This is a genomic window from Pantoea sp. Fr+CA_20, assembly GCF_024520835.1.
GTDB classification, from domain to species: domain Bacteria; phylum Pseudomonadota; class Gammaproteobacteria; order Enterobacterales; family Enterobacteriaceae; genus Pantoea; species Pantoea allii.
Genome location: NZ_JALNPN010000001.1, coordinates 513,785 through 539,463, shown reverse-complemented (window position 1 = coordinate 539,463; position 25,679 = coordinate 513,785). Strand labels below are relative to the sequence as shown.

Sequence of the window (25,679 nt, the reverse complement as noted above, 5' to 3'; positions counted from 1 at the left end):
CGGAATTGGTAGACGCGCTAGCTTCAGGTGTTAGTGTCTTAACGGACGTGAGGGTTCAAGTCCCTCTCTTCGCACCAACGTTGTCCTCTCCACTGCTGTTTCCACCTTGTTTCTCCCCCCCTGCATCATCGTTTTAAAATCCCAACTACAGACCAGTAAATTTTACGCCTATCGCCGCGAGTCCACCAGCCAGCGCCAGACAGGAAGGCAGCAAGACATAGTGCCGCATGCGCTGATTAAACAGCATGAACAATGTCAGCAGCAATGCGAGCAGCATCACGCCCCGCCACTGCTCAAAGCTGGGCTGCCAGAATGTTATTGCCGGTATTGCTGCACATGCCAGCATGCTTCCCCATGCACTATCCAGTTTTAAACCGCCCATCGCCTTCCCCCCTTGCCCGTCAGTGAACCGTTCTGCCAGTGGTTGATATGATAACCATTCCCATTAGCATATGATAATCATTCTCAACTTTCAGCTTGTTTTTTTACAGGCAGGCAGGAAGATGACAGTTAAACAAGAAAATGCTAAATTGCGACCGACTACATTCTTTATAACATCAATATAACGTCTGTCGACCGGCCGAAATCATGCGCCGGTTTTTGCTTTGTTATTTCAGGGCTGTCACGAGTATGAATAATGAAAATAGAATCTTATGATGAATTGAAACACAGCAAATACCGCCTGTCGCTGATGCTCTTTTTGTTTTTAAACGCATCCGTTTCGCTATTTTGTCTGCTCCCTTTGGCGGAAAACAGTGAATCACAGGCCACGTTACCGGTGATGATAGTGGCGTTCTTTAGCATGACGATGCTGAGCACCTGTTTAATAAAAACTAAACTAAAATTACCCCTGCTAAATCCCGTTGCGCTCATCTTAGGGGGGTTGTGGGCATGGCATATTCAGGATCGCTATCATTCTGTTTTATTTAATGATGGATTTTTTTTGATTGTCAGTTTGCTGTGCGTTTTCTTTATCAGCGCCATTGCACTCAGTGATTATTTGGTGGCGTTCTGCCTGCACATTACGCCGTCAATGCTAACCGTGCTGTTGCTGGACCACGGACAGCATTTGCCATTGATTTTATTGACTATTGCCCTGCCGTTGATTGGCTTTTCACTGCAGCATCTGATGCGCCGCCGCTCTGAAGATTTTACGCTGCGCTTAATGTATCAACTGTATGAAGAAAAAGAGTCGTTTAGCGATCTCAGTATGCTCGATCCTTTAACCGGCTTATATAACCGGCGCGGGCTAAAGAATCGCCTTGATAACATTCTGGATAATCATGCCGGCAGTCATTATGTCTTGCTGCTGGATATCGACCATTTTAAGGCTTACAACGATAATTATGGTCATGCCATGGGTGACCAGGCGCTGGCTCGGGTTTCCGTTGCCATTCGTGATGCCGTACGCTCACGCGATGTGGTAACACGCTACGGCGGTGAGGAGTTTTTAGTATTAATGACCAATGTTAACGCCTCCATCGCCATGAAGCTGGCTGAACGCATCCGCCAATATGTGGTGAACCTGGAAATACCGCATTTGTTTAATGAACGTGTTTCTACCCACGTCACCATTAGTGCCGGTATTGCGCCCATTTACGATAATGAATTTGACCAGGCGGTAGCGAATGCGGACCGTGCATTATACGTGGCGAAAAATCAGGGACGAAATACCATTCTGGCCTGGGAAGATCTTCCCGGCATCACCAGCACCACGGCAACTGAAGTCATATAAAAGGCGCGCCGGATAGCGATGTTATCCGGCGTCCACTCCCGATAATACGCTGAAAAAAAACGCACCCGCCTTTTCCCCTCACCCTGTTTTTCCCCCGCGGTCTCCTGACTTTCATCGCCGCTATGCATTCTGTTACCTATTATTTCGCTATCTCGTTTACACCTTTGCAGGCTTGTGGCAATTTTTACGCCTTCAATTAGCATGGAGATAAAAATGAGCCTGGAGTCTGTACGCCAGTTTTTTGCCGAGCGTGCGCCGGAAATCGACATCATTGAGATGCCCTACAGTACGGCAACGGTAGAAATGGCGGCTCGCGTTCACGGTGTGACACCGGGACAAATTGCCAAAACCCTGTCACTTAAGGTGAAGAATGAGGTGATTCTGGTGGTAACCCGCGGCGATGCGCGGTTAGATAACCGCAAACTAAAAGCGGTTCTGGGTGCCAAAGCGCGGATGTTAAGTGTGGACGAAGTGATTAACTGGACCGGGCATCCCGTCGGCGGGGTTTGTCCCTTTGGCCTGGAAAACCCGGTGACCGTTTATTGTGATATCTCGTTAAAAAGCTTTGATGAAGTCTTGCCCGCAGCAGGCGCGGTTCACAGTGCCGTACGCATTTCGCCGCAGTTGATGGCTGAACTCACTGCGGCAAAATGGGTGGACGTCTGTGAAACGCATTAATGCGGCTGCTTTGCCGTAACGCCGGAAATTTTTATTCCACGCGTTTCGCGACCAAAGGCGACAAACACGCAAATCAGCACCGCCACGGTTCCCGCCACAATCGCCATGCCAAGCCCATAATTGCCGCCGTGGGCTTCAGCAATACGCGACTGCAGCGTGGCGTTGACTGATGCAATAAGATTGCCCAACTGATATACAAAGCCGGGCAATACCGCTCTTGCATTCCCCGGCACCAGTTCGTTCAGGTAAGTCGGTATTACGCCCCATGCGCCCTGTACCATAAACTGCATCAAAAACGCGCCAAGCCCGATGGTCCAGGAGCCAGTGGAAAACGCCCACAGCGGCAGCACCGGCAGCGTCAGCAACGCCGCAATAATAATGGCTTTTTTGCGACCAATGCGTTCTGACAGCGTGCCAAAGAAGATGCCGCCCAGCATGGCTGCGATGTTATAGCTGATCGCGATGATACTCACGGTGTGGGCATCAAACTGGTGCTGTACTTTCAGGAAGGTCGGATAAAGGTCCTGCGTGCCGTGGCTGAAGAAGTTAAAACAGGCCATCAACAGCACCATGTAGATGCATATTTTCCAGTGCTGACGCAGTATCGGCATCAACGCACTGCTCTCTTTGCGCTCACGCGCCGCCAGCCAGACGGGCGATTCAGGCACTTTGAAATAGATAAAAGGCAACAGCAGAATGGGAATGGCACCGATGAGAAACATGCCGCGCCAGCCCACCGCATTAAAGAATAAGCCAAAGACGACAGACGCCAGCAGATAACCACAGGGATAACCCGCCTGGAAAAGGCCCGACATCAGGCCGCGAGAACGGTCGGGAATGGTTTCCATCGCCAGCGATGACGCCACGCCCCAAATTCCCCCCATGGCAATACCATAGAAAATGCGAAACGCCAGAAACGCGCCGAAGGTGGGTGACCAGGCGGACAGCAGTTCGAACAGGGAGAAAAAGACAATATTCAGCATCAAAATGGGCTTGCGACCATATTTCTCCGCCATCCGCCCAAACAGCAGCGCGCCAATCGGGCGTACCGCCAGCGTCAGCATAATGGCGACAGACACATCGGTGACGGAATTATGGAAGTACTGAGCCAGATTACTCAGTACAAACACCAGAATAAAAAAATCGAAAGCGTCCAGCGTCCAGCTGGCAAAACAGGCGAAAGCCACATTGCGCTGGGTCGATGTCCAGTCAAGCATAGAAGTCTCCTCTCTGAGACACTCTGGCGCATCGTCCATAACGTTCCTGGTCGCTGTCGGAGAGTGATGTGATTGTTAATCAAATGTATACATCATGTTTATGAGGAGAGCGTACCGCGCAATTGTCAGGCAGTGGATCAGGCTGTAAGAAAGCATGTCTGACGAGGGAGAGAACAGGAACAGGAACAGAAAGAGGACAGGCGACGTATCGCCTGTGGGTTAGCCGGGGAGTTGGTTAAAGGCGTGCTCAATGATTGACAGCAGGAGCGCATTGTCAACACTGTGCAGAACGTGCACCCGCGCGCCGCTGTCAGGTGGAATCCCGACGTCCAGCCGCAGGGGCTGACGGTAGCGCCAGGTTTTACCGCGCGTGGCGCCCGGACGAAGCTCAATGTCGACGCGGTAATCCGTTCCCCATGCCACGCGCTGGTTAAGCAGCCAGGCGACAACCAGCGCATCATGAATCCAGCATCCGGCCAGGTGGCGAGTCTGCATCGAATACGCGATCCAGGGCTGCAACGTGTCATGCACAAAGCGCGGCAGCGGATGATCCCGACGGGTGATGCGTGTCAGATCGTCCTGCGTCAGCAGGGTTTGCGTGGTGACATCCATCGGCACCAGAGTAATGGCTGCACCACTGTGCAATACCTGATGTGCAGCGTCGGGATCGATGCCAAAATTAGTGTCTTTGATGTAATCTTCCAGGGCAAAAACACCGCCCATAATCACGATCTCTGCCACGGATTCCGCCATGGCGGGAAAACGCTGCATGGCCAACGCCACATTGGTCAGGGGACCAATCGCAATCAGGGTAAACTCGCCGGGGTTATCACAGATGAGTTGCCCCATCGCCTGCGCGGCATCCATTGCATCCGCCTGTAGCGCCGCAGGCTGAGGTACGTCCTGCCATAATGACATCAGGCCAAGCTGTTCAACCCGTTTGTCCAGCACCTCACGCCAGGGAGCAGGATCTTCATGCAATGCCTGACGGGCACCCTGCACCACAGGAATCGCCGATCCCAATCGCGCGACCAAATCTTTGGCGACGCGAGCACCCACTTCGCTCGGTGTATTCCCTGCAACGGTGGTGATTAATTCTAACGACAGCCCTGGTGAGGCTAATGCCAGAGAAAGTGCCAGGCCGTCATCCGTATTCGCCCCGGCAATCCCATTCCCCGGATCACAATCAATAATCAGTCTTTTCATTATTTGGTTTATAAACTCTGGCCTGATGGCCGACAGCCACAAGATTCACCAATTTCAAGATGGTGCGGAAACGCTTCGATGCGCGCCTCGCCATTCCACTCTTTCAACATATGGATAGCGCAGCGGGCCATATCTTTTACCGGCTGGCGCACCGTCGTTAAGGCTGGGACATGGTAGGCAGACTGTCCTGTGCCGTTAAAACAGACCAGCGCTACGTCCTCCGGCACGCGAATGCCATGCTGACTAAAGGCACGGATACAGCCAATAGCCTGGCCTTCATTGCTGGCAAACAGCGCGCGGGGAACCTGTTGGTGATGGATCATGCGTAGCGCGGCCTGATAACCGCCCTCACGGGTATAAGTCGCAGGGAAAATCCGTGACTCATCAACCGGCAGATCGTGTGCCTGCATCGCGTCACGCCAGCCCTGAATACGATCCTGAGCATTAAGCATATCCAGCGGTCCGCTAATCATGCCGACCTGCTGATAACCATGGCTCAGTAAATGTGAGCACACCTGAAAAGCCGCTTGTCGCTCATCAACCCGCAGCATGCTGACGCCCGGCTGGGCTTCAACCCGATCGAGCATTACCAGCGGTGTCCCGCTGGCTTTGATGATGTCGATGAAAGGATGGCGATCGACGCTGTTATAAAACAGGCCGTCAACCTGGCGGTTCAGCAGCCCCTGAATCAGCTCCAGTTCCCGCTTGCGATCGTCGCCTGCATCGCCAAGCAACATCACGTGACCGTGATTCAGCGACTCCTGCAGCAACATATGCGCCATGGACGCGACAAAGGGGTTACTGATGTTCGGCACCACCAGACCAAAGGTTTTGGTGTTGCCTGACGCCAGGGCACGGGCGGCGGCATTGGGGCGATAGCCGGTCTGTTCAATCGCGGCCAGCACGCGCTGTCGGGTTGCGTCTGCCACAGGGCGCGGCCCGTTATTAATGACGTAGCTCACTACCGCGACCGATGTCCCGGCGGCTTTTGCAACGTCGCTGCGCGTCACAGTGGTTTTTATCTGTTTCGCCACTTCGCCCTCCTCATCTATTGCCGCCTGCTGTGTAACATCATTTTTTTCAGATGGCGTCCTCTGGCAGATTCAGATCGCGCCCGCGCGTTTCCGGTGCCACAAAGGTGGTCAGGAAACCAATAGAAGCCATCACTGAGAAATAGATCGCGATAGACCACCAGTGCCCGGTGTACGAAAGCATCGCTGCCGCCACCAGGGGTGCGGTGCCGCCAGAAATAATTGAGCCCAGCTCTTTCGCGACGGCCATCTTGGTATAACGGTGATTCACCCCGAACAGCTCTACGCCCCAGGCCGCCTGTACGCCAAAGATGCCCAGTGAAGCCAGCGCCATGCCCACCACGATAACCGGGATGACAATCGCCGGCTCTCGGGTGTCCAGCAGCGTAAAGGCAGGCCAGGCATAGATCATCAGTAGCAGGCAAAATACCCGATAAACGATCCGGCGACCAAAGCGATCTGACAGCCAGCCGGCCAGCGGAATAATCAGGAAGCCGAGCAGTGAGGCAATAAACACCGCCGTCGTGGGCACGGATTTATCGACCATCAAGACCTTAGCGACATACCCGACGATAAAACCCTGCGCCAAATAAGAGGGGCCGTTTTCGCCAATACGCAAGCCGACCATAGTCCAGAACGCGCGGGTTCGCTGAAAGAAGGGCCGTGTATCCACGCCAGGCTGCTGTGCGGCGATAACCTCAGCGCGCTCAACAGCCCATTGCGCTTTCTTGCGCTCGAACACGGGAGTTTCACGCAGGTTACGGCGAATCCACAGCGCCACCAGGGCGATTACGGCGCTGCTCAGGAACGGAATACGCCATCCCCACTCCAGCAGGCTTTGTTTGTCCATCTGCACCACCAGCAACCACACCAGCGAAGCCAGCAGCGTACCGCTGTTAGAGCCGAGTGCAATCACCGAAGACACCAGACCACGACGCTTAACCGGGGCATATTCCCCCAGCATAACAGTACCGCCGGAGAGTTCTGCGCCTGCGCCAAACCCCTGACTGAAGCGTAGCAAAACCAGACAGGCAGGCGCACAGATACCAATGGAAGCATAGCTGGGAATCAAGCCGATCAAGGTTGTGGACGCCCCCATCAGAATAATGGTGGTCACCATGACGACTTTGCGGCCTTTACGATCGCCGAGCCAGCCAAAAAATAAGGCACCAATGGGGCGGGCAATAAAGCCAACTGACCAGGTCGCAAAACTGGCCAGCAGCGCCATAGTCGGCGTTTGTTCAGGAAAGAAAACGTCACCAAAGATAATGCCAGCGGCCAGGCCATAGAGTGCGAAATCCGCATACTCCATTGCCGTTCCTAACCAGCAAGAAACCGTCGCGCGCCAGAAGTCTTTGCGGCCGGCTGAGGTGTTAAACCGCTCATCTGCGGCGGAGGTAGAAGGCTGTGATGCCTGCTGCGTAACGGAATGCTGTGCCGTCATAAACGCTGTCCCTTGAAAATATGCAGTTCGATAAATGCCATTCCGAGAGACGGTTCCCTGACTACAAGCAGAACGCTCCGGTGGCGACATTCAGTTGGCTAACCATGATGAAAGGAAAGTTAAAGATTCCCTGGTGTTGGAATCCGCAGTATCGCGAGCTTCGCCGCTGTATATTTCAGCGGTCGTATAAATCTGGCGAATGTAACTTGTTCCTCGATCGGCCTACCGTGCATCGAGCACCGAGAGCAATCACTGGAAGCTAGTGTATCTACGCGCGTAGATAAATCAATAGCCATTCGGAAAATTTGTTAGATTTTCTTTAGTATCAAGTTTCGCTAATATGCCGTTTTCAACGCAAAATCAGGCGGTTAATCACGACCTGACGCACAGAAAAACAGCATAAACAGATACCAGGTTCACTTTTCTTTTAACATTAAGCCAAACTGGCTGTCAGAATCTTTCATCGCCTGCTGTTGTCGCACATCGGTATGACTGGCAGATGACAACAGGCACAACGATTGCCACAGAATCCAACCTCAGCTATACCTGACTGGCGCGTAAACTGGAGAAAGCCGTTAAACCATTATGACCATTATCCTGATGCGGCACGGTAAACCTGACCACCCTTTTGCCCGGCGCTTAAGCGCACAGGGGCTGGCGGACTGGTGCGAAGCCTATGATCTTTCGCTGGTCAGCGACGGGCCGCCGGATCGCAGCATCAACATCGCCAGCAAAGCGGCGGTTGTCGTCTGCAGTCCTTTACCTCGCGCCCACTCTTCGCTGGAGCGCCTGGGGCTGCGCCCTCATCACGTTGATGCGCTGTTCAGTGAAGTCGGCATTCCTTTACTGCGGGCGGACCGCCTCCAGTTGCCGACCTTTGTCTGGCAGGCCATCCTGCGCGCCATGTGGTTTTGTGGCTATGCGGGTGAAACCGAGTCGCTACAGCATGCGCGCGCCCGCGCCTCACGTGCCGCAGACAGATTGATCGTCCTGTCGCAGCAAGGCACCGTTCTGCTGCTGGGCCACGGCATTATGAACAAAATGATTGCCCGCGAACTGCGCAAACGCGGCTGGCAGGCAGAGAAACACGCCAGCAGCCGACACTGGAGCTCGGCCATTTACCATCGCCCTTTTATCTAGCCGATTTGAAAGTAACTCAGCGTTTCATAGCCCGCACCCACATCAGTGGTCGCTATGACCGTCTTCTGCGCCAGGTCAATGACACTCAGTGTCTGGTTATCAGCATGGGTAATCAGTAACCGTTTCTTATCCGGGCTGAAACAGCCATCCAGCGGCTGACGAGTCAGGGCTACCTGCCCCACAGGATTCAGCAACTCATCAAAAAGCGTCACGATCGGCTCCTGATGCCCGATTGCCATCAAATAGTCACCATCCGGGCTAAAGCGCACCTTCTGGCAGGGCTGCTGATGGCCGGGAAGCGCCAGCCGCTGGCGGATGCGATGGCTTTGACGATCGACCACGTAAAGCAGCGGCACATCGGCTGCGCTGGCGATGAGATAAGGATGTTTGGGGGATGCAGTAAGACCCGAAACCGGGCCGGGCATCAGGATGGTATCAATTACCCGCCCTTCCGCCTCACATAAGTCCACCACAGTTATGGTGGCGTCCTGCTCATTGTCGGTAAACAGTTTGCGCCCGCTGGGCGAAAGCGTCAGGCGGTGAGTATTATCAAGCGGAACAGGAATGGTCTTTTCAACACGATGCGTTTGCGGATCGATGACCACCACCGCCGTAGGATTTTCACAACAAAGGTACACTTTGCCGTCGCGCCCCAACTGACCACTGTGCGGCGCTTTTGACGGCGACAGGTCGATATACGCGTTGATCGCTCGCTGCCGTAAATCAATCACCGCCACTTTATGGCCCGGATGCGGCAATTCTCCGCCCATATCGTCGCCGTACAGGGGAAGAAAAGCTTTCTCCCAGGGAGCCAGCATCAGCAGCTCGTGCAGGCGCGTGGGAATAACCTCCACGGCCTGACTCACCGCAAAGGTATCGGGATCAAGAAACAGCGCACGTCTGGTTTGCCTGTCAATCGCCAGTAATCCTCGAGATTCAAACGGCATGTCATCTCCTTTTTATCTGTATAGCTAAAGCGTAGACAATGACTGTCAGGCTGCGCGCATCGGCAAATTGATTAACTGTGCTGAAGGGTTGTTTTCATCTCGATTCAGCATTCTGTTTCTTATCCATCCACTGTTTATCCGTTTTATGACAAAAAAATTAAGGACGATGTTCTCCGTCGATTTTGCCATAGCGGAATAAAACATTAGCGTGAATAAATATTTATTTTTATGTCAGGCTGACGCTTATTTCCGTTTTATCCTAAAGTTCTTATCAGGAATAGCGGATTGTTGAATTATGTTCTATTAAATAAAGAGGTCGCGGCCGCTCACGCCCGTGCGAGTCACCCCTCGCGGCCCGCCACCTTAACACCACCAGGAAAAGACAATAAAAACGGTGCAGCACAGTGTGATGTCTGTGTTGATCTCAGTTTATATACGGGTTAGCAGCTAACCCTTTATTTGCCGACTGGCGAAAACACAATAATCAAAATAACAGGTGAAACATGAATTCACACCGCCGTTCCTTGCATCACCTCTGGCGTCAATGGGAAAAACTTGCTTTCACCAGTCGCATGCTATGGACGATGAGACAACATCGGGCCGTGAGTGCGCCCGAATACGATCCGGCACTGGAACAGGACGTGGTGCTGATGTCCGTGCCAAAGGCGCTGCCTGCCATTGCCAAACAAGTGTGGATGTACTGGCCCGGCGACCGTGTGCCTGCCTCCGTGGCGCTTAACGTCAGTAACATTCGCCGCGATAATCCGGATCATGAAATCCATCTGCTCACGCCTCAGAGTCTGGGACAATGGCTGCCGGATCTGCAGTTCGTTTCTTCCGATCTCACGCAGGACCTGAAAAGCGACATCATCCGGCTGGAGCTGTTGTTACGCTACGGCGGCATCAGCATCGATTGTAATACTCTGCTGTTTGACGATCTCACCTGGGTCCATCAGGCGCAAAGTGACCGCCCGATGGATGTGGTCGGTTATTATCGCCAGCAGTGCACCGATAATCCGCTCAGGCCGGTGATTGAAACCGGTTTTATCGCGGCTCCCGCCCAAAATCCCTTTATCCGGGAATGGTTGAAACAGCTGGCGCCGGTAAAATATGTCGGAAGACAAAACTACCTGCTGGAGCTGATGAAGCGCAGTGACTTCCCTGCTTTACGACAAAATTTACGTCAGCCGGGTGAAGAACTGCTGGCGCTGGCCCATCAGTTAGCAATGGATGAGCATCGCCGTGTGAATACGCTGCTACGTAAAGCGGAAGCCAGCGCCGGGTATTACCAAAGCGTGCACGCTGGCAACAGCACGGCATGTGTGCGTTGCGTCTTATTCCAGCAGCGCCCGCTTACGCCGCCGCCGGTCATCAGGCTGAGCGACAGCGATCGCGCACACCTCGATTTCAACCTGCGGCTCCGGTTTTACAATCGGGCCAGCCTGGTCGGGGAAGCCCTGCACAGCAGCCTGTCCTCACCGGCCAGGCTCTCTGCCCCACTGGAACAACGCGCCTGATCCGTCCAGAGCCTGGCCAGTTTCATCCGAAATCGCCAGGCTCGTCAGCTCTTCGGCACAGCCTGCTTGCCTGCAATGTGAATCCGCTACCAAATCCGCGCAGAGAGGTTGCAGCCAGATGACAGCCACTATAGATTGAGCCAAAAATCCATGAAAATGTCCCCTTTGAGAAGAGACATGTTCATTTCATAAGAGGATTTGACGTTGTCCGAATTCGTGTCAGTTATACTTTTTCTGACCGCGATTGCTGTTTATTCCTGTAAAGCAGGCCGAAACAGAATCTGGTTTTACCTCACATTATTCTTACTGATGCTGTTTGTGGTGCTCAATGCCACGCTGTTTGCCAGCAATTATTTTACCGGCGATGGCATTACCGACGCCGTGGTTTATACCTTAACCAACAGCCTGACCGGTGCCGGCCTGAGTAAATACGTCGTGCCTGCTCTTGGTCTTATCACCGTCCTGTTTTTGTTGTTTTGCGCCTTATCATGGCTGCTGCGCCGCCGCGAGCGGCCCTTTCATTTTGGCTGGAGCCTGCTGGCTTTCGCCTGTGCCGCCGGCGCGATACAAACAACCCCGGCTTTTCAGCAGGTCAGCTCACTCATTACCTCGCACTCACTGCGCGAAAACTCTGACTTTGGCACCCTTTATAAGGTGCCCAAAAAACGCATTGAACAGCCTGCGCTAAACGTCGTTTATATTTACGCTGAAAGCCTGGAGCGGACCTACTTCGACCAGATTGCCTTTCCCGGGCTGGCCCCCGAACTGAGCCGGGAGAAAGAGCAAAGCATCGATTTCAGCCAGACTGAGCAACTTCCCGGTACCGATTACACGATTGCGGGCATGGTGGCATCAATGTGTGGAATTCCTCTTTTTGCCCCTTTCGACGGCAACGCTTCCGCCTCCCTTTCCAGCTTCTATCCACAAAACGTTTGCCTGGGGGATATTTTAAAAAACTCCGGTTATGAAAACTGGTTTATCCAGGGCGCGGACCTGCGCTTTGCGGGTAAAGATGTCTTTTTGCGCTCTCACGGTTTTGACCCCGCACATATGTATGGATCGCAGGAGCTCAAAGACAAGGTCAGCGATCCGGCTTATCGAAATAACTGGGGTTATTACGACGATACCGTGCTGGATGAGGTGTTTGAAACCTATGAGGCACTTTCACGTCAGCAGACACGTTTTGCCCTGTTTACGCTCACGGTGGATACCCATCATCCCGATGGATTTATTTCCCGGAGTTGCCAGCGCAAAAGTTACAGCTATGCGGGCAAGCCAAACCAGTCGTTCAGTGCGGTGTCCTGCTCGCAGGAACATATCGCCCGATTAATCGCCCGCATTAAAGCGTCGCCCTGGTTTAAAAACACCGTGATTGTGGTGGCGTCGGACCATCTGGCCATGAATAACACGGCGCATCCGTTCCTGATCACGCATCCCCGTCACGATCTGTTTATGGTGATTCGCGGGGACCAGCCACAGGCAGAGGTGATTGATATGAAGCGCAGTACGCTGGATAACGGCGCGACGCTGCTGGATATCCTGGGCGGCGATAATGCGATAGGTTTGGGACGCAGCAGCCTGTCAGCGGTGTCGCTATCAAGCCAGTTTGAGGATATGAAAACCAAAGTGCTGAGCTGGAAAGCCAATATCATTCAGCTGTGGAATTTCCCCAAAAAGATCGACAGCGTTACCCTTGACCAGACCAACAATATGTTCAGCTTTTCCGGCACCAGCTTTACGTTACCCATCCTGTTGCGCGTCACGGATAAGCATGTGGAGCCACTGCCGGAAGGCGAATATTCAGCGCCTTTACGCTACCAGTTAGCCGACTTTGCGGCGGCAGAAAAATTTGTCTGGGTCGATCGCTGTTTTAAAATTGCGCGTATCTGGCAACCGGCGCTTGCCCTGTCCGGCGACTGGTGCCTGGCGATGGGCCAGCTCGCGGGGCATCCTTCCGTCACGCGCATCGATAAACCCCAGTGGAAAGGCAAGGTGCAGTTCCCGGCAGATGGCCTGAACGATGCCAGTTATCAGCATGCAGTGGCGCAGCTTCGCCTCGAAGACAATGCGATTCGTTATCACGCCGACAGCTTTCTGTTCGCGCTTCCCGGCGCACCGGAAAGCGTGAAGCAGTTCAGCGGCATTTCCCGTCCAGAGTCCTGGGGACGCTGGTCAAATGCCAACCTCGCCCCGGCGGTGACGATTGAGTTCGTTAACCCCTTGCCCGCTAAATTCGATCTGGTGATAACCGCTCGCGCCTATGGTCCGAATGCGCACCGACCAACAACCGTTCGCGTGGGTGATACGCAGCAACGGTTAACGCTGGGTGAGCAGACGTCAACCCAGACGCTGCGTTTTGATAATGCCCACGGCAGCTCTCGGTTAACCCTTGTTCCGCCGGAACCGCAGCTCAGCAATCTTAACAACATCCCCGGTCAGGACCCGCGCAAACTTGGCATCGGTCTGGTCGAGTTAAAGGTTGTGCCCGTTCCCTGATGCTTCTCCACCTCAGCCGTTAACCACAGCAGTGAGCGCCAGCCTCTTACACAGCCGATTAAACAGGCTGTGTAAGAGAGGCAGACTGATGACGCATTTTTTGCGTACCGCCCCGCAAAATGATGCAAACTACTCGTTTAACTAATTGATATATTAAGATTTAATACGCAATATAGTCTTTCCCTTCTGTGACTACACCGCTTCTCCTGACATGATGTGCTCATGGTGTGATGAAACGGGAAAACGCATGAATGACACTCGCAATGATGAATACACACAAAGCATTTAAACGTTTACAACGAGCAGGCATCAACGATCGCCAGGCAGAAGCGATGGTGGCTATTTTTTCTGAACTACAGCAGGACAATGCCCTGTCGCGAGCCGATGTCATGCGGGCTTTTCAGTTTCAAAATCAGCATATTATGATGTTAAGCACGCAGTTGAAGAAAGCGGAGTCCGACCTCAGAACCGAAACAGGCGATGTTGCGAAAGGTGTAGAAGTCCTTCAGACGGATAACGATGTATTCAGGACGGATATTGTTGAGCTCAAAACCGACGTCGCTGAACTTAAGAAGGACGTGGCTGAACTCAAGACGGATGTTGCTGAGCTCAAGACAGACGTTGCTATACTCAAGACAGACGTGGCTGAGCTCAAAAAGGACGTGGCTGAACTCAAGACAGACGTCGCTGAACTTAAGACAGACGTGGCTGAGCTCAAGACAGACGTGGCTGAGCTCAAGACAGACGTGGCTGAGCTCAAGACGGACGTCGCTGAACTTAAGACAGACGTGGCTGAGCTCAAAACGGACGTCGCTGAACTCAAAACGGACGTAGGCAATCTAAAAAACGATATGTGCTGGGTCAAGCGCCTGATGATGGTCATGACCACCACGCTGCTCATGGCGACCATGAAATATATGCTTGTCTGAACGTTTCCCGCGACTCAGGCCTTAGCCGCGTAAGGTTTCCAGCTTTTCACGCTGCTGTCCATCGGGAGTAAAGTTAGCCTCTGCCAGCCAGCGCGTCAGGCCGTTTTTGACGTGTGGCCATTCACTGTCGATGACAGAAAACCAACAGGTATTGCGCGTGCGACCTTTATAAACCCGCGCCTGACGAAATTCACCTTCATAGCGAAACCCTAAACGAAGCGCGGCCCGGCGTGAGGGCAGATTGCAACTGTCACATTTCCACTCATAGCGCCGGTAGCCAAGTTGCTCAAAGGCGTAATGCATCAACAGAAAATGCGCTTCGGTCGCCATTCTTGTCTGCTTTAGCAAGCGGGAAAAGGTGACATATCCCACTTCCATCGCCCCATTTGCCGCATCGATACGCAGCAGCGACAACGTACCGACGGCCTGACCGGTTTCAACATCAATGACGCTGAAATGCAACGGGTCCCGGCTCTCCTCCATTGTACTGGCATGGGCTAACCAGGCGGCTTCATCATTAAACGGTCCCTCAGAAAGGTAGGTCCAGTCACGGCCATCTTCGGCTAACGACCAGGCCTGCCAGAGCGCATTCGCATGCGCAGCGACACTAAAAGGTTCCAGACGGCAAACCTGCCCCTGAAACACCTCACGCTGAGGTAAAGGACGTGGCTGCCAGTCAGGCAGCGATTGCCCTACCGGTTGACCATACTGATTGACGTGCTGCGACATTTGGCCTCCTTCTGTGCGGTTAGTAAAAATACGTTGCCATGTTGCAGAGAGGTTGAGAAGTCACCACAGATAAAAAACAGACAGAAAAAAGAAAACGGCCTCTTAATGAGGCCGTTGAAGCGATTCCTGCTGACATAACGCCGCAGGATTATCCGCGGAAGAAGATATCGCCAGATTTACCCATAACGATCTTACCGGTGTCGTTGGTGATCAGAATGTAATTGGCATTGATATAAGCCCAGTGCGTATCTGGCTGAGGCGCAGGCAAGTTGCGTTTCTGCCACTCAGTGATGGTGTAAGTCTTGCTCCGATACTTGTCTGGCACGGTATCACCGATTTTGTGCTCTTTATAATCGATGATAATGGTGCTGAGATCGTAATTCGGCTTACCCGGATTGCCAGCTGACTGCGAAGGCGTTGTTGGGGTAATACCGTCATTGGAGTCAGAACTCATCGGTGTCTGCGGCTGGGCAGGTGCGGTGCCAGGCTGGGCGGTGCCAGGCTGGGCGGTGCCCGCACCAGGTTGCGCGTTGTTATCGCCAGGCTGAGCAGCGGGATCGGCTGGCTGAACCTGCGGTGGCGGTGGCACGTTATCGGTGGTTTCACCCGCAGCCTGGGCCGCGGGAATCAGGCTCAGCGAGCCGAACAGTAAACCAGCTGAAATAAAAGCAATTTGAGTCCTGCGCATAATAATTTCCACATTGAATTGATTTTAATAACAGTAGACTACTCTGAAGACAATCTAAACAGGGTTGCGGTTCCGTCACTCATAAAGGTAAGTGTAAGGAATCACGACTCATTCCGGACCCAACCTATACCTTACCTGTCTTTCTCTGCCAGGTTAAGCAGCAATGTGATACCAAGATAGTTACTCCAGTTAAACGCGTTTTGCAGGACCACGATGGCATTGCCAGCCTGCCTGTCAAAGCCAATAAAGGCAGAATAACCACCAATATAACCGACCTGATAAGTCACATTTCTTCCTGCCAGCCTGTCTGTTACCCAGGCAATGTTCTGCGTCTGCGAGCCCTGCTGATAAACGCCTTTATTGACCTCTGCAAAAGCCCGGTTGAGCGCAGGATCGGCGACGGCGTTGAGATGTGCACGCAGATAGACGCTCAGATCCCGTGCGTTACTGTAAAGGCTGCCAGCCGCGACCATATTACGATGGAAACGCCAGTCCGGGGTAAGGTCACCGCGCGGGATAAACTTTGGCTGATCGCCAGCATGACCTAACGCGCGCGTGGCAAAACCGCTTAACCGCTCAGGCACAAAGCCGGTGTTATTCATTCCCAGTGGTCGGAAAATTCGTTGGTGGGCCAGCGTTTCAATATCATTGTGGCACCGTTCTCGCAAAATATAGCCCAGCAGCGCATAGCCAAGGTTAGAGTATTGCGGCACCCGCTGACGCGGGGCAGAAAAATCGGCCAGGTATTCCAGCACCGCATCACTATCCAGGTTGCCATAAAAATTCTGACCGCTACGCAGATAGCCAATAAACTGTATAAACATCGGCAAATCCATATCCTGACGCGGCAGACCGGACGTATGAGTCACCAACTGTAACAACGTGATATGGCGTGCATCCTGACTTAACCTGACGTCAGAGGGCAGTAAATCGGCCAGTGTGTCACTCCAGTGCAGTTGGCCTTCGTTAACCTGTTCGATAATGACTTCTGCGGTCACGCCTTTACTCAGTGAGCCGAGCGCAAATAAGGTATCAGGCGTAATCGGATAGCGATGTACGTCATCGGTGACGCCAGCGCTGTAAAACAGGGTGGGATTGTGATGGTGGATAATGGCGATGCTGATGCCGGACACCTGTTTGCGCTGCATATAATGGCGCACCAGATCGTCCAGGTTGTCATGGAAGTCGCTGTGCGTCAGATAAAGCCTGTCGCCTGTCGGCGCAGAGGTTTGCGACAGCGTTCCGCAGGCGGCTAACAACAGCGTACAGATTATCAGCATAGTGCTGCGCTTAAACAGACGGCTGCATCCGCTCAACAGGCCGGATAACCTCCGGGTTTTATACTCTTTTCTGGTCACTCACTCGCGCCCATCTTATTGTTGTTATCAGGCACTGACGAACGTTCATATCAGCATCATGCCGGCGTATACCGCGGTGCTTATATCGGCACGACGTAGCCGAATCTTTATGCCTATGATGATGCTTTTCAGGCAACAGGTTGTCGCCTGATACAAACCTCCGTCAGAGAAACGAAGCAGGCTAGCGCCAGATAACCCCGATCGTGCAGCAAAGCGCGTTGCAGGTCGCGGAGAGTAACATAGCGGGTGAGGTAATGCCTCTGCCGAGTCTGTTGCCGCTCAGGGCAATCTGACGACGCTGCCATTAGCGCAATAAGCGTGTACACTGCGCGTTTTTACACGCAGTAAATTTTCTGCTGCACCAGATACGCCCGGAGATACCCATGAAAGAAGGCCCGTTAAGCGAAAAAGAGCTGCAATGGCTCGAAGATATGCTGGAAAAATACGGCAGTGAAGCGTCGATTCTTGACGTCTCAGAACTGGACGGCCTGCTTACCGCCGTGCTTTCAGGCCCAACAACGGTAGAACCCAGCCGGTGGTTAATTGCGCTCTGGGGCGGCGAAAAACATATTCCTAAATGGAGTAATGAGCGTGAAATGACGCGCTTTATGGAACTCAGCTTTCAGCATATGAATGACATTGCTGACCGCTTATCTGAGTTTCCGGAACAGTTTGAACCGCTGTTTGGCGTACGCGAAATGGAAGGGCTGGAATTTACCGTGGTTGAAGAGTGGTGCTACGGCTACATGCGTGGCGTGGCATTAACGGACTGGTCTGCGCTTCCCGCGGCGCTTCAGACGTCACTGGACGCTATCGCCTTACATGGTCTCGAAGAGAACCTGGAAAAGGTGGATGCACTCACGCCAGAAGAAATGGAAAGCAGCATTGATGCGATTTGCCCTGCCGCGCTGGCGCTTCATGATTACTGGATCTCACAGCCAGAAGCCATTCCACAGATACAGCAGCCGATAACGGCGGAAAAACAGCCGGGCAGGAACGATCCCTGCCCCTGTGGCAGCGGTAAAAAATACAAGCAGTGCTGTCTGCATTGATCGACGAGGGAGCCTGTTGGCTCCCTTTTTTATTCTGCTGATCCGTGCTGAATAACACCTTGCCATCCTGATCGGCACGCCTTCATCCCTGAACGCGTCACGCAATGACCGTGGCGTGGCCGGTGATAAACGGACAGGCAGAGCACAAGATAAAAGCACAAAGCAGCCGGTGAATCTTGTTTTCCTGTCCTCACCCGACGGACAGCGAGATAGCCTTAGCCGCACAAAAACGTGCGTCCTAATGACCTTCCTCTTTTTTAATCATCTCTATCGCGACCACGTTATGTTTCATCGCCTCGTTAAGCACCTGCACCGCCGAGGAGGCGTCACGGTTTTTAATCGCCATAAACACTTTGATATGTGCCTCAACGCTTTCAAGCGTGATGCCCAGTGAGCGATTCAGCTCCTCAAGATAATAGTAATAAATATCTTTAATGGACTTCATCACGTTGTAAAACACACTGTTATGAGAGGCACGGATAATCGCCAGATGAAAGTCGTAATCCGCTTCCGAGTACTTCTTATAATCGCCTTTGTTGATGAGCATATTATTGAGCGCGTGCTCCAACAGGCCGATATCCTCTTCCGTCGCGTGTTCCACGGCCAGCTCAACACATTTAAACTCAACGGTCTGGCGAAAGACCATCATGTCGTTAAACGCTTCCCGGCTCAGATGCATTAACGGTCTGGCGTTATTGTTGAGCATGTGCGGCGAAAAGTCTTCACACACATAGCTGCCGCTGCCCTGACGCGTAATCACAATGCCGAGATCGCGCAGGCGTTGGACCGCACTCCTGATACTGACGCGGCTTACATTAAAAGAGTGCGTAAGCTCCGCTTCAGAAGGCAAACGCGTGCCTGCAGACCAGCTACCGTCCAGTAGCCTGGCCTTAATTTGCTCGAACACTTCGTTAACGACGTTCTGTTTCTGAATGGATTTTATGCTCACAGCACTGTCTCATATGATGTCCTACATGACGCCATTCTATCTCATGCGTTACAACAAAGTCCTGCGCTAACACCCAGCCCCAGACATCACTCGCCGCTTCCTGCCCGGAGCGTGGGGGCAATGTGCTGACGACCCGCAGGTACGCCGCCTGACGCATCAGCCTCCGCGGTAAGATCCCGATCGGCCACCTCAGGCATAACCAGTGATGCCACCAGACCAATACAGGAATAGCAGATCAACATGACCGCAATCGGATACCATGAGCCCGTGAGCTGGCAGAAAATGCCAGCCAGCAGCGGCCCTAATCCGGTGGCAAACAGCCCTCCGATTTCCTTCGAGATAGCCATCTGAGCAAAACGGTTTCTGGAACCAAACATCTCCGCCATGGTGATCCCTTCAATCGCTGCCTGGCCTAATACGGCAATGTTGTGGATCACGATCAGGCAAACCATGATGGTACTGACGGACTGCGCTTTATCGACGATCAGCGAAATCATCGGGTAAGCCAGAATAATCGAGCCCAGCGTCAGTATGCGGTAGGGAATTCGACGCCCTATCCGGTCTGACAGCCAGCCGATAAGGGGAATGGACAGAAAACCAATGACCGAACTCACCATGATGGCATCAGTGGGAACCGCCTTGTTGAACAACAGCGTCTGGACCATATAACCCGCCAGAAAGGTCTGGATGATGCCTGAGTTACCCGCCTGACCAAATCGCAACCCGGTAGCAATCCAGAAGGCTTTGCCCTTCATTAACGGGAAAACGGACTGGCTTGGCTGTTCGTGGGGCTTAACGGTGGCGGATTGGGCGACATTTTCAAACACCGGGCTTTCTTTCAGGTTAAAGCGCAGCCAGATAGCAAAGCCCATCACCACGAAACTGGCCAGGAAAGGAATGCGCCATGCCCAGGCAATCACGTCGTCATTGGTGAAGAAGAAGAACATGGCCGCCCAGATTGCCGTTGCACTCAAGGTACCGCAGTTGGTTCCCATCGCAACCAGCGAGGCGATAATGCCCTTTTTACCTTTAGGTGCATATTCAGCCAGCATCGTGCTGGCACCCGATATTTCTGCACCGGCGCCTAAGCCCTGAATAATACGCAGTGCGACCAGCAGTAAGGGCGCTAAAATACCCACCTGCTGATAGGTCGGTAGTACACCAATTAAGGTGGTACTCACGCCCATTAAGGCGATGGTAATAAACAGGACTTTTTTACGGCCAACGCGGTCGCCCATTTTACCAAAAAAAACGGCTCCGACGATTCGTGCAATATAACCGGCACCGTAGGTTCCCATTGCCAGAATCAGCGCCATTGCACCGGATTGTTCGGGAAAAAACACTTCATGAAAAACTAATGCCGCACCAAGAGAATAGAGCTGGAAATCCATAAACTCTAACGTTGTACCCAGCCATCCTGACACGGAGGCCCTGACAAGATCAGACGTATTACGTTTGGTGGTGTTGGTATTTGAATGACTCATGCTTTCACCCTGAGGTCGACGATGCGTTAACAGACCATTAAATGACAGGCGAGCGCCGCTCACGCGAGCGTGAGCTTATTTTCACCCGCGATAATTACTGCTGTTTTTTAGCCACAGTCATGACGACTTGTTTTAGTGTCTTTTATGAAAACTGAACTAATACTTTTGAATGCTGCGTTTTATCACTGGCCGCATTTAATGCCGCCTCAATATCGTGATAGTCATAATGACCGGAGAGAATTGGACGCGGATCGATAATGCCTTTTTCCAGCCATTTAACCGCAACGTCAAATTCATCAATAAAGCGGAAGGAGCCTTTCCAACTTATTTCTTTTACCAGCATCTGTGCCACAGGAAAATTAAGCGGACTTTTTCCCATGCCTATTTGAACCACAACGCCGCCTGGTCGCGTTACCAGAATACTGGATTCAATCGCCGCTTCTGCTCCGCTGGCTTCCAGCGTGACGTCAAAATATCCCCGGTTTTCACCGTAGCGGGCAACGGCGGCCTGATCGCTTGCATCCACCGCCGCGTCCGCCCCCATTTCCACCGCAATACGGCGGCAACGCTCGCTCAGATCAAACGCCACAATCTCTGCCGCGCCGGATGCTCTTGCCGCCGCAATCGCTAATGCGCCTATGGGGCCCGCGCCCATCACCAGCACCTTTTTACCCACGATGCTGCCTGCCACATTGAGCGCATGGATCACTACCGCCGTAGGCTCGGCAACGGCCATGACGCTGGACGGAACCTGCTCATCGTAAGCCACGCACTGTTGCGCAGGCACCACGACATACTGTGCAAATCCACCGTTCACGTGCGGGGTAAACTGGGCGCTCCCCATAAACCGCATGGTGGCACAGGCATTCTGCTTACCTGCCCGACAATACTCACACCGCCCACAAGGCTGAGAGGGATTAATCGCGACTTTTTGCCCCGGCTGTAGCGACGAAGCGGCCGGGGCATGAAAAATGCGCCCCACAAATTCATGACCAATCACCAGCGGTTGTGTGATCACCGATAATCCAGCGCGCCCTTCGTGGTAATAGTGAATATCAGAGCCGCAGATACCGCCGCATTCCACTTTCACAACGACATCATCATCCGAATATTTCAGCTCGCGCTGTTCAACCACTATCTCTTTTTTGCCCTTTGCCACACAGGCATGAGTTATTACGCTATGCACATCTTTTTCCTCTTCTCGGGTCAATGAGGCTTACAACACAGCCAGCCAGCCGCCATCCACGTAAATAATCTGACCATTGATATAATCTGAGGCAGGCGATGAAAGAAAAACGGCCGTACCCGCCACTTCTTCGGGTCGTCCCCAACGCTGCGAAGGGTTGCTACTTTTCACCCAACTGTCGAACTGGGCATCATTGACCAGCGCACTGTTCATATCCGTCAAGATGTAGCCCGGCCCAATCGCATTGGTCTGGATATTAAACTGCGCCCATTCGGCCGCCATTGAGCAGGTCAGCATCTTAATGCCGCCCTTGGCGGCGGTATAAGGTGCGACGGTTGGTCGAGCCGCCTGGCTGGTCAGCGAGCCGACATTAATGATTTTTCCGCCACGGTTACGGGCGATCATGCGTTTTGCCGCCGCGCGAGACACCAGAAAGGCGCTGGTCAGATTGGTATCAATCACCTTTTGCCAGTTTTCTAGTTCCAGCTCCAGCATGGGTTTGCGGTACTGAATCCCGGCGTTATTAATTAAGATATCGACCGCGATCCCCTGCTCGTCCAGACTGGAGAACGCCTCTTCTATGGCACTTTCACTCGTGACATCGAATACCATTCCGGTTACGCCAAAGCCTTTATTGGCGAGCTGTGCCACGGCGTCAGTCAGAACGGCTTCACGCGTACCGTTCAAAATAACCTGCGCGCCGGCAGCGGCCAGCGCTTCCGCGTAGGCAAAACCCAGCCCCCGGGAGGAACCGGTTATTAAGGCCGTTTTACCGGTCAGGTCGAACATTGCAGTCATGTTTCACCTTTAAATATGTATGACAACTATCTTATTAAGGTGAATTTACGAGCAGATTAAATCAATACACAATGCGTGTTTATGAGGCGCGCATCACAAAGCATTAACAAAAAACTCAGCTAACTGATTGTATAATATTAATATAAACATAAATTATTTACAGAAAGGTGATTCAGTCGATCGCTGTCACAAAAACGGCAGGACAAAAATGAAATCGGCAAGCTTTGTGATAAAAAGAACATGTTGTATGACAACATACCTTTGAGCCGTGAGCAGCAGCGATGAGTACGGTGGCGGCTAATGTTCTGAAAATTAAGGAGCTATTGTGAGTAATCTGTTTATCACCAACGTGAAAACAATTTTGACTGCGCCGGGCGGAATCGATCTGGTGGTGGTTAAAATCGAAACCAATGAGCCAGGGTTATATGGTTTGGGCTGCGCCACCTTCACGCAACGCATCTATGCCGTGCAAAGTGCCATTGACGAGTACCTTGCCCCGTTTCTGATTGGTAAAGATCCCGCCAGGATCGAAGATATCTGGCAGTCCGCCGCCGTGAGTGGCTACTGGCGTAACGGCCCGGTAATGAATAACGCCCTTTCCGGCATTGATATGGCGCTATGGGATATCAAAGGTAAGCAGGCCGGCCTGCCGGTTTATGAGCTGCTGGGCGGGAAATGTCGCGACGGTATCGCGCTCTATGTGCACACTGATGGCGCAGATGAAGCCGAAGTGGAGGACAGCGCACGCGCCAAAATGGAGGAAGGTTATCAGTATATTCGCTGCCAGATGGGCATGTATGGCGGTGCGGGTACCGACGACCTGAGGCTGATTGCCAACCGCATGGTGAAAGCGAAAAATATTCAACCCAAACGCTCGCCACGTAACAAAGCGCCGGGGATCTATTTTGATCCAGAAGCCTACGCGAAAAGCATTCCACGCCTGTTTGATCATCTGCGCAATAAGCTGGGTTTCACCGTGGAGCTACTCCATGATGCCCATGAACGTATTACCCCAATTAACGCGATTCATATGGCCAAAGCGCTGGAGCCTTATCAGCTTTTCTTCCTTGAAGATCCGGTGGCACCCGAGAATACCGAGTGGCTGAAAATGTTGCGCCAGCAAACTTCCACGCCGATTTCAATGGGCGAGCTGTTCGTCAATGTGAATGAGTGGAAGCCGTTGATCGACAATAAACTGATTGATTACATCCGCTGCCACATTAGCTCGATTGGCGGTATCACACCGGCGAAAAAAATTGCCATTTACAGTGAATTAAATGGGGTTCGCACCGCCTGGCACAGCCCCGGCGATATTTCACCGGTTGGGGTTTGCGCCAATATGCATCTGGATCTGAGCTCACCCAACTTCGGCATTCAGGAATACACGCCAATGAATGATGCGCTGCGTGAGGTATTTCCGGGCTGCCCTGAGGTTGAGCAGGGCTATGCTTACGTTAATGATAAGCCTGGTTTGGGTATAGATATTAACGAGGCGCTGGCGGCGAAATTCCCCTGTGAGGGCGGCAATCCTGGCTGGACGATGGCCCGCACCCCGGACGGCACCGTCTGGCGTCCCTAAATAATCATGTGTTTTTGCAGAGGCTCAGCATTGAGCCTTTTGCTTATCACTCCTGTTAATGGCCGGGTCAGGCACCACCGAAACAGGCCGGCCAATGAAGGTTTATCGTGTTCAGAAAAAGATAAATAACAGGCCGAATAACGATGCTCTGTTTTTTCAGGTTATTCTACGTGTTGGGTAAAATACGCTGACATGCTTTTCCCCCAGGCAACACAATAATCCCTCCAGGCTAAGACGATTATTCTTCGGGTTTATTCACGATATTATTGTCTTCATCCATCTGGTAAGGCATATCCGCTTCTATTCCCCCCTTTCCGGTTTTGGCAACCACACTGGTGTAACGCTTTCCATCCCAGCAGCGAAAAATCAGGGTAGAATTCTCCCCGGCCGTCAGCGTAGAGCCATTGCTCCCTATCAGTTTGCTGCGGCATCCCGCAGTAAGAATGCTGTTGATGCCCGCCGTCAACTTGCTTCGATCTCCCGCCATGAGTATGCATTCATTGCCTGCGGTCAGTTTGCTGCGATCGCCTGCGGTGAGATAACTGTTGTTGCCTGCCAGAAGCTTGCTGCGATCCCCGGCGGTTTGGGTGCTGTCTGCACCCGCGATCAGCTTGCCGCGCTCTCCAGCCATTTGCACACTGTCTGCCCCGGAGATTAATGTGCTGCGATAACCCGCCGTTTGTGAGCTGCCTTTTCCGGCAATCAGCATGCTGCGGTTGCCCGTGATCTGTGTACTTTCCGGGCCAGCAATCAACGAGCTTCGATGGCTGGCGATCTGGTTACTGCCATATCCCGCCGTTAAGCTACTGCGTCTGCCGGAAATCAGGCTGCTTCCGTAACCGGCGGTAAGTACGCTGCGAAGCCCGCTGATTAACGTACTGCCATAGCCCGCCGTCAGGAAGCTACGAATACCGCTGGTCAGCGTACTGCCGTAGCCTGCAATCAGGGAGCTGTCTGCGCCCGCCGTTGAGGTACTGCCGTAACCTGCCGTCAGCGTGCTGCTGTGTTCTGCCGTTTGCGTGCTGCCATAACCGGCTGTCAGCGTGCTTTGATAACCGGCAGTCTGGGTGCTGCCGTAACCGGCAATCAATGAGCTGTCATAACCGGCCATCGAGGTACTACCATATCCGGCAGTCAACGAACTCTCTTCCCGGGCAGTCTGCGAACTCCCGTAACCGGCCATCAGCGTACTTTTAAAACTGGCTGTCTGGGTGCTGCCATAACCAGCAATCAGCGAACTCTCATAGCCTGCCGTCGAGGTACTGCCGTAGCCGGTCGTGAGATCGCTATTCTCCTGCGCCGTCTGGGTACTGCCGTAGCCCGCCGTCAGAATGCTGTTGTAGCCCGCGGTCTGGGTGCTGCCGTAGCCCGCAATCAGCGAACTGTCTGCACCCGCCGTCGAGGTGCTGCCGTAGCCTGCCGTCAGATCGCTGCGCTCCTGCGCCGTCTGGGTACTGCCGTAACCGGCTGTCAGAATGCTGTGATAGCCCGCGGTCTGGGTGCTGCCGTAGCCCGC

21 protein-coding genes and 1 pseudogene are annotated in these 25,679 nt (G+C 53.0%); 8 read left to right on the top strand and 14 right to left on the bottom strand.

Annotated elements, in window-relative coordinates:
• Positions 1 to 145: 145 nt before the first annotated feature.
• The gene (locus NR177_RS02455) at positions 146 to 382 is read right to left on the bottom strand and encodes a DUF1435 family protein (RefSeq protein ID WP_063878305.1); all 237 of its coding nucleotides are present in this window, start codon (positions 380 to 382) and stop codon (positions 146 to 148) included.
• A gap of 255 nt (positions 383 to 637) precedes the next feature.
• On the opposite strand from NR177_RS02455, the gene NR177_RS02450 reads away from it, so the two are divergent.
• Positions 638 to 1,735: a diguanylate cyclase gene (locus NR177_RS02450; RefSeq protein ID WP_256852220.1), complete on the top strand. Its 1,098-nt coding sequence runs from the start codon at positions 638 to 640 to the stop codon at positions 1,733 to 1,735.
• A gap of 213 nt (positions 1,736 to 1,948) precedes the next feature.
• Positions 1,949 to 2,413, top strand: a complete 465-nt coding sequence (locus NR177_RS02445) for a YbaK/EbsC family protein (RefSeq protein ID WP_063878303.1) — start codon at positions 1,949 to 1,951, stop codon at positions 2,411 to 2,413.
• Here the strand turns inward: NR177_RS02445 and NR177_RS02440 are convergent.
• From NR177_RS02440 to NR177_RS02425, 4 genes are all read right to left on the bottom strand, one after another.
• Positions 2,410 to 3,630, bottom strand: a complete 1,221-nt coding sequence (locus tag NR177_RS02440) for an MFS transporter (protein WP_063878302.1) — start codon at positions 3,628 to 3,630, stop codon at positions 2,410 to 2,412. The genes NR177_RS02445 and NR177_RS02440 overlap by 4 nt on opposite strands.
• A 219-nt stretch (positions 3,631 to 3,849) precedes the next feature.
• On the bottom strand, positions 3,850 to 4,836 hold the full coding sequence (locus tag NR177_RS02435; RefSeq protein ID WP_145393565.1) for a nucleoside hydrolase: 987 nt from the start codon (positions 4,834 to 4,836) through the stop codon (positions 3,850 to 3,852).
• 8 nt (positions 4,837 to 4,844) lie between these two features.
• The gene (locus NR177_RS02430; protein ID WP_063878300.1) at positions 4,845 to 5,870 is read right to left on the bottom strand and encodes a LacI family DNA-binding transcriptional regulator; all 1,026 of its coding nucleotides are present in this window, start codon (positions 5,868 to 5,870) and stop codon (positions 4,845 to 4,847) included.
• Positions 5,871 to 5,916: 46 nt separating this feature from the next.
• The gene (locus tag NR177_RS02425) at positions 5,917 to 7,311 is read right to left on the bottom strand and encodes an MFS transporter (RefSeq protein WP_256852219.1); all 1,395 of its coding nucleotides are present in this window, start codon (positions 7,309 to 7,311) and stop codon (positions 5,917 to 5,919) included.
• 585 nt (positions 7,312 to 7,896) lie between these two features.
• Between NR177_RS02425 and NR177_RS02420 the strand changes: the two genes are divergently transcribed.
• Positions 7,897 to 8,451: a histidine phosphatase family protein gene (locus NR177_RS02420; RefSeq protein WP_096011369.1), complete on the top strand. Its 555-nt coding sequence runs from the start codon at positions 7,897 to 7,899 to the stop codon at positions 8,449 to 8,451.
• Here NR177_RS02420 and NR177_RS02415 read toward each other — a convergent pair.
• Entirely contained in the window at positions 8,448 to 9,398 is a 951-nt protein-coding gene (locus NR177_RS02415) for a hypothetical protein (RefSeq protein ID WP_096011368.1), read from the bottom strand. The two genes, NR177_RS02420 and NR177_RS02415, sit on opposite strands and share 4 nt — an antisense overlap.
• A 503-nt stretch (positions 9,399 to 9,901) precedes the next feature.
• On the opposite strand from NR177_RS02415, the gene NR177_RS02410 reads away from it, so the two are divergent.
• From NR177_RS02410 to NR177_RS02400, 3 genes are all read left to right on the top strand, one after another.
• Positions 9,902 to 10,915: a glycosyltransferase family 32 protein gene (locus tag NR177_RS02410; protein ID WP_109716601.1), complete on the top strand. Its 1,014-nt coding sequence runs from the start codon at positions 9,902 to 9,904 to the stop codon at positions 10,913 to 10,915.
• Between the two features lie 204 nt (positions 10,916 to 11,119).
• Positions 11,120 to 13,411 carry a phosphatidylglycerol--membrane-oligosaccharide glycerophosphotransferase gene (gene opgB, locus NR177_RS02405; RefSeq protein WP_256852218.1) on the top strand — a complete coding sequence of 764 codons (2,292 nt, stop codon included), beginning with the start codon at positions 11,120 to 11,122 and terminating at the stop codon, positions 13,409 to 13,411.
• 251 nt (positions 13,412 to 13,662) lie between these two features.
• Entirely contained in the window at positions 13,663 to 14,340 is a 678-nt protein-coding gene (locus tag NR177_RS02400) for a hypothetical protein (RefSeq protein WP_256852217.1), read from the top strand.
• A 21-nt stretch (positions 14,341 to 14,361) separates the two neighbouring features.
• On the opposite strand, the gene NR177_RS02395 is transcribed toward NR177_RS02400, so the two are convergent.
• From NR177_RS02395 to NR177_RS02385, 3 genes are all read right to left on the bottom strand, one after another.
• On the bottom strand, positions 14,362 to 15,069 hold the full coding sequence (locus NR177_RS02395) for a GNAT family N-acetyltransferase (protein ID WP_256852216.1): 708 nt from the start codon (positions 15,067 to 15,069) through the stop codon (positions 14,362 to 14,364).
• Positions 15,070 to 15,217: 148 nt separating this feature from the next.
• Entirely contained in the window at positions 15,218 to 15,757 is a 540-nt protein-coding gene (locus tag NR177_RS02390; RefSeq protein WP_256852215.1) for an RcnB family protein, read from the bottom strand.
• Positions 15,758 to 15,888: 131 nt separating this feature from the next.
• The gene (locus NR177_RS02385; protein WP_372340328.1) at positions 15,889 to 17,031 is read right to left on the bottom strand and encodes a serine hydrolase domain-containing protein; all 1,143 of its coding nucleotides are present in this window, start codon (positions 17,029 to 17,031) and stop codon (positions 15,889 to 15,891) included.
• Between the two features lie 467 nt (positions 17,032 to 17,498).
• Between NR177_RS02385 and NR177_RS02380 the strand changes: the two genes are divergently transcribed.
• Positions 17,499 to 18,167 carry a YecA family protein gene (locus NR177_RS02380; protein WP_096011364.1) on the top strand — a complete coding sequence of 223 codons (669 nt, stop codon included), beginning with the start codon at positions 17,499 to 17,501 and terminating at the stop codon, positions 18,165 to 18,167.
• A gap of 238 nt (positions 18,168 to 18,405) precedes the next feature.
• On the opposite strand, the gene NR177_RS02375 is transcribed toward NR177_RS02380, so the two are convergent.
• From NR177_RS02375 to NR177_RS02360, 4 genes are all read right to left on the bottom strand, one after another.
• Positions 18,406 to 19,116, bottom strand: coding sequence for a FadR/GntR family transcriptional regulator (locus tag NR177_RS02375; protein WP_063878291.1), 711 nt, complete (start codon positions 19,114 to 19,116; stop codon positions 18,406 to 18,408).
• 86 nt (positions 19,117 to 19,202) lie between these two features.
• Positions 19,203 to 20,600, bottom strand: a complete 1,398-nt coding sequence (locus tag NR177_RS02370; RefSeq protein WP_109716607.1) for an MFS transporter — start codon at positions 20,598 to 20,600, stop codon at positions 19,203 to 19,205.
• Between the two features lie 142 nt (positions 20,601 to 20,742).
• Positions 20,743 to 21,786: an L-idonate 5-dehydrogenase gene (gene idnD / locus NR177_RS02365; protein WP_145393558.1), complete on the bottom strand. Its 1,044-nt coding sequence runs from the start codon at positions 21,784 to 21,786 to the stop codon at positions 20,743 to 20,745.
• A 30-nt stretch (positions 21,787 to 21,816) separates the two neighbouring features.
• Positions 21,817 to 22,584 carry an SDR family oxidoreductase gene (locus NR177_RS02360; protein WP_063878288.1) on the bottom strand — a complete coding sequence of 256 codons (768 nt, stop codon included), beginning with the start codon at positions 22,582 to 22,584 and terminating at the stop codon, positions 21,817 to 21,819.
• Positions 22,585 to 22,909: 325 nt separating this feature from the next.
• Here NR177_RS02360 and NR177_RS02355 point away from each other — a divergent pair, with 325 nt between their 5' ends.
• On the top strand, positions 22,910 to 24,163 hold the full coding sequence (locus tag NR177_RS02355) for an enolase C-terminal domain-like protein (RefSeq protein WP_256852213.1): 1,254 nt from the start codon (positions 22,910 to 22,912) through the stop codon (positions 24,161 to 24,163).
• A gap of 238 nt (positions 24,164 to 24,401) precedes the next feature.
• On the opposite strand, the pseudogene NR177_RS02350 reads toward NR177_RS02355, so the two are convergent.
• Positions 24,402 to 25,679: pseudogene (locus NR177_RS02350) on the bottom strand (Ice nucleation protein); the annotation flags it as partial.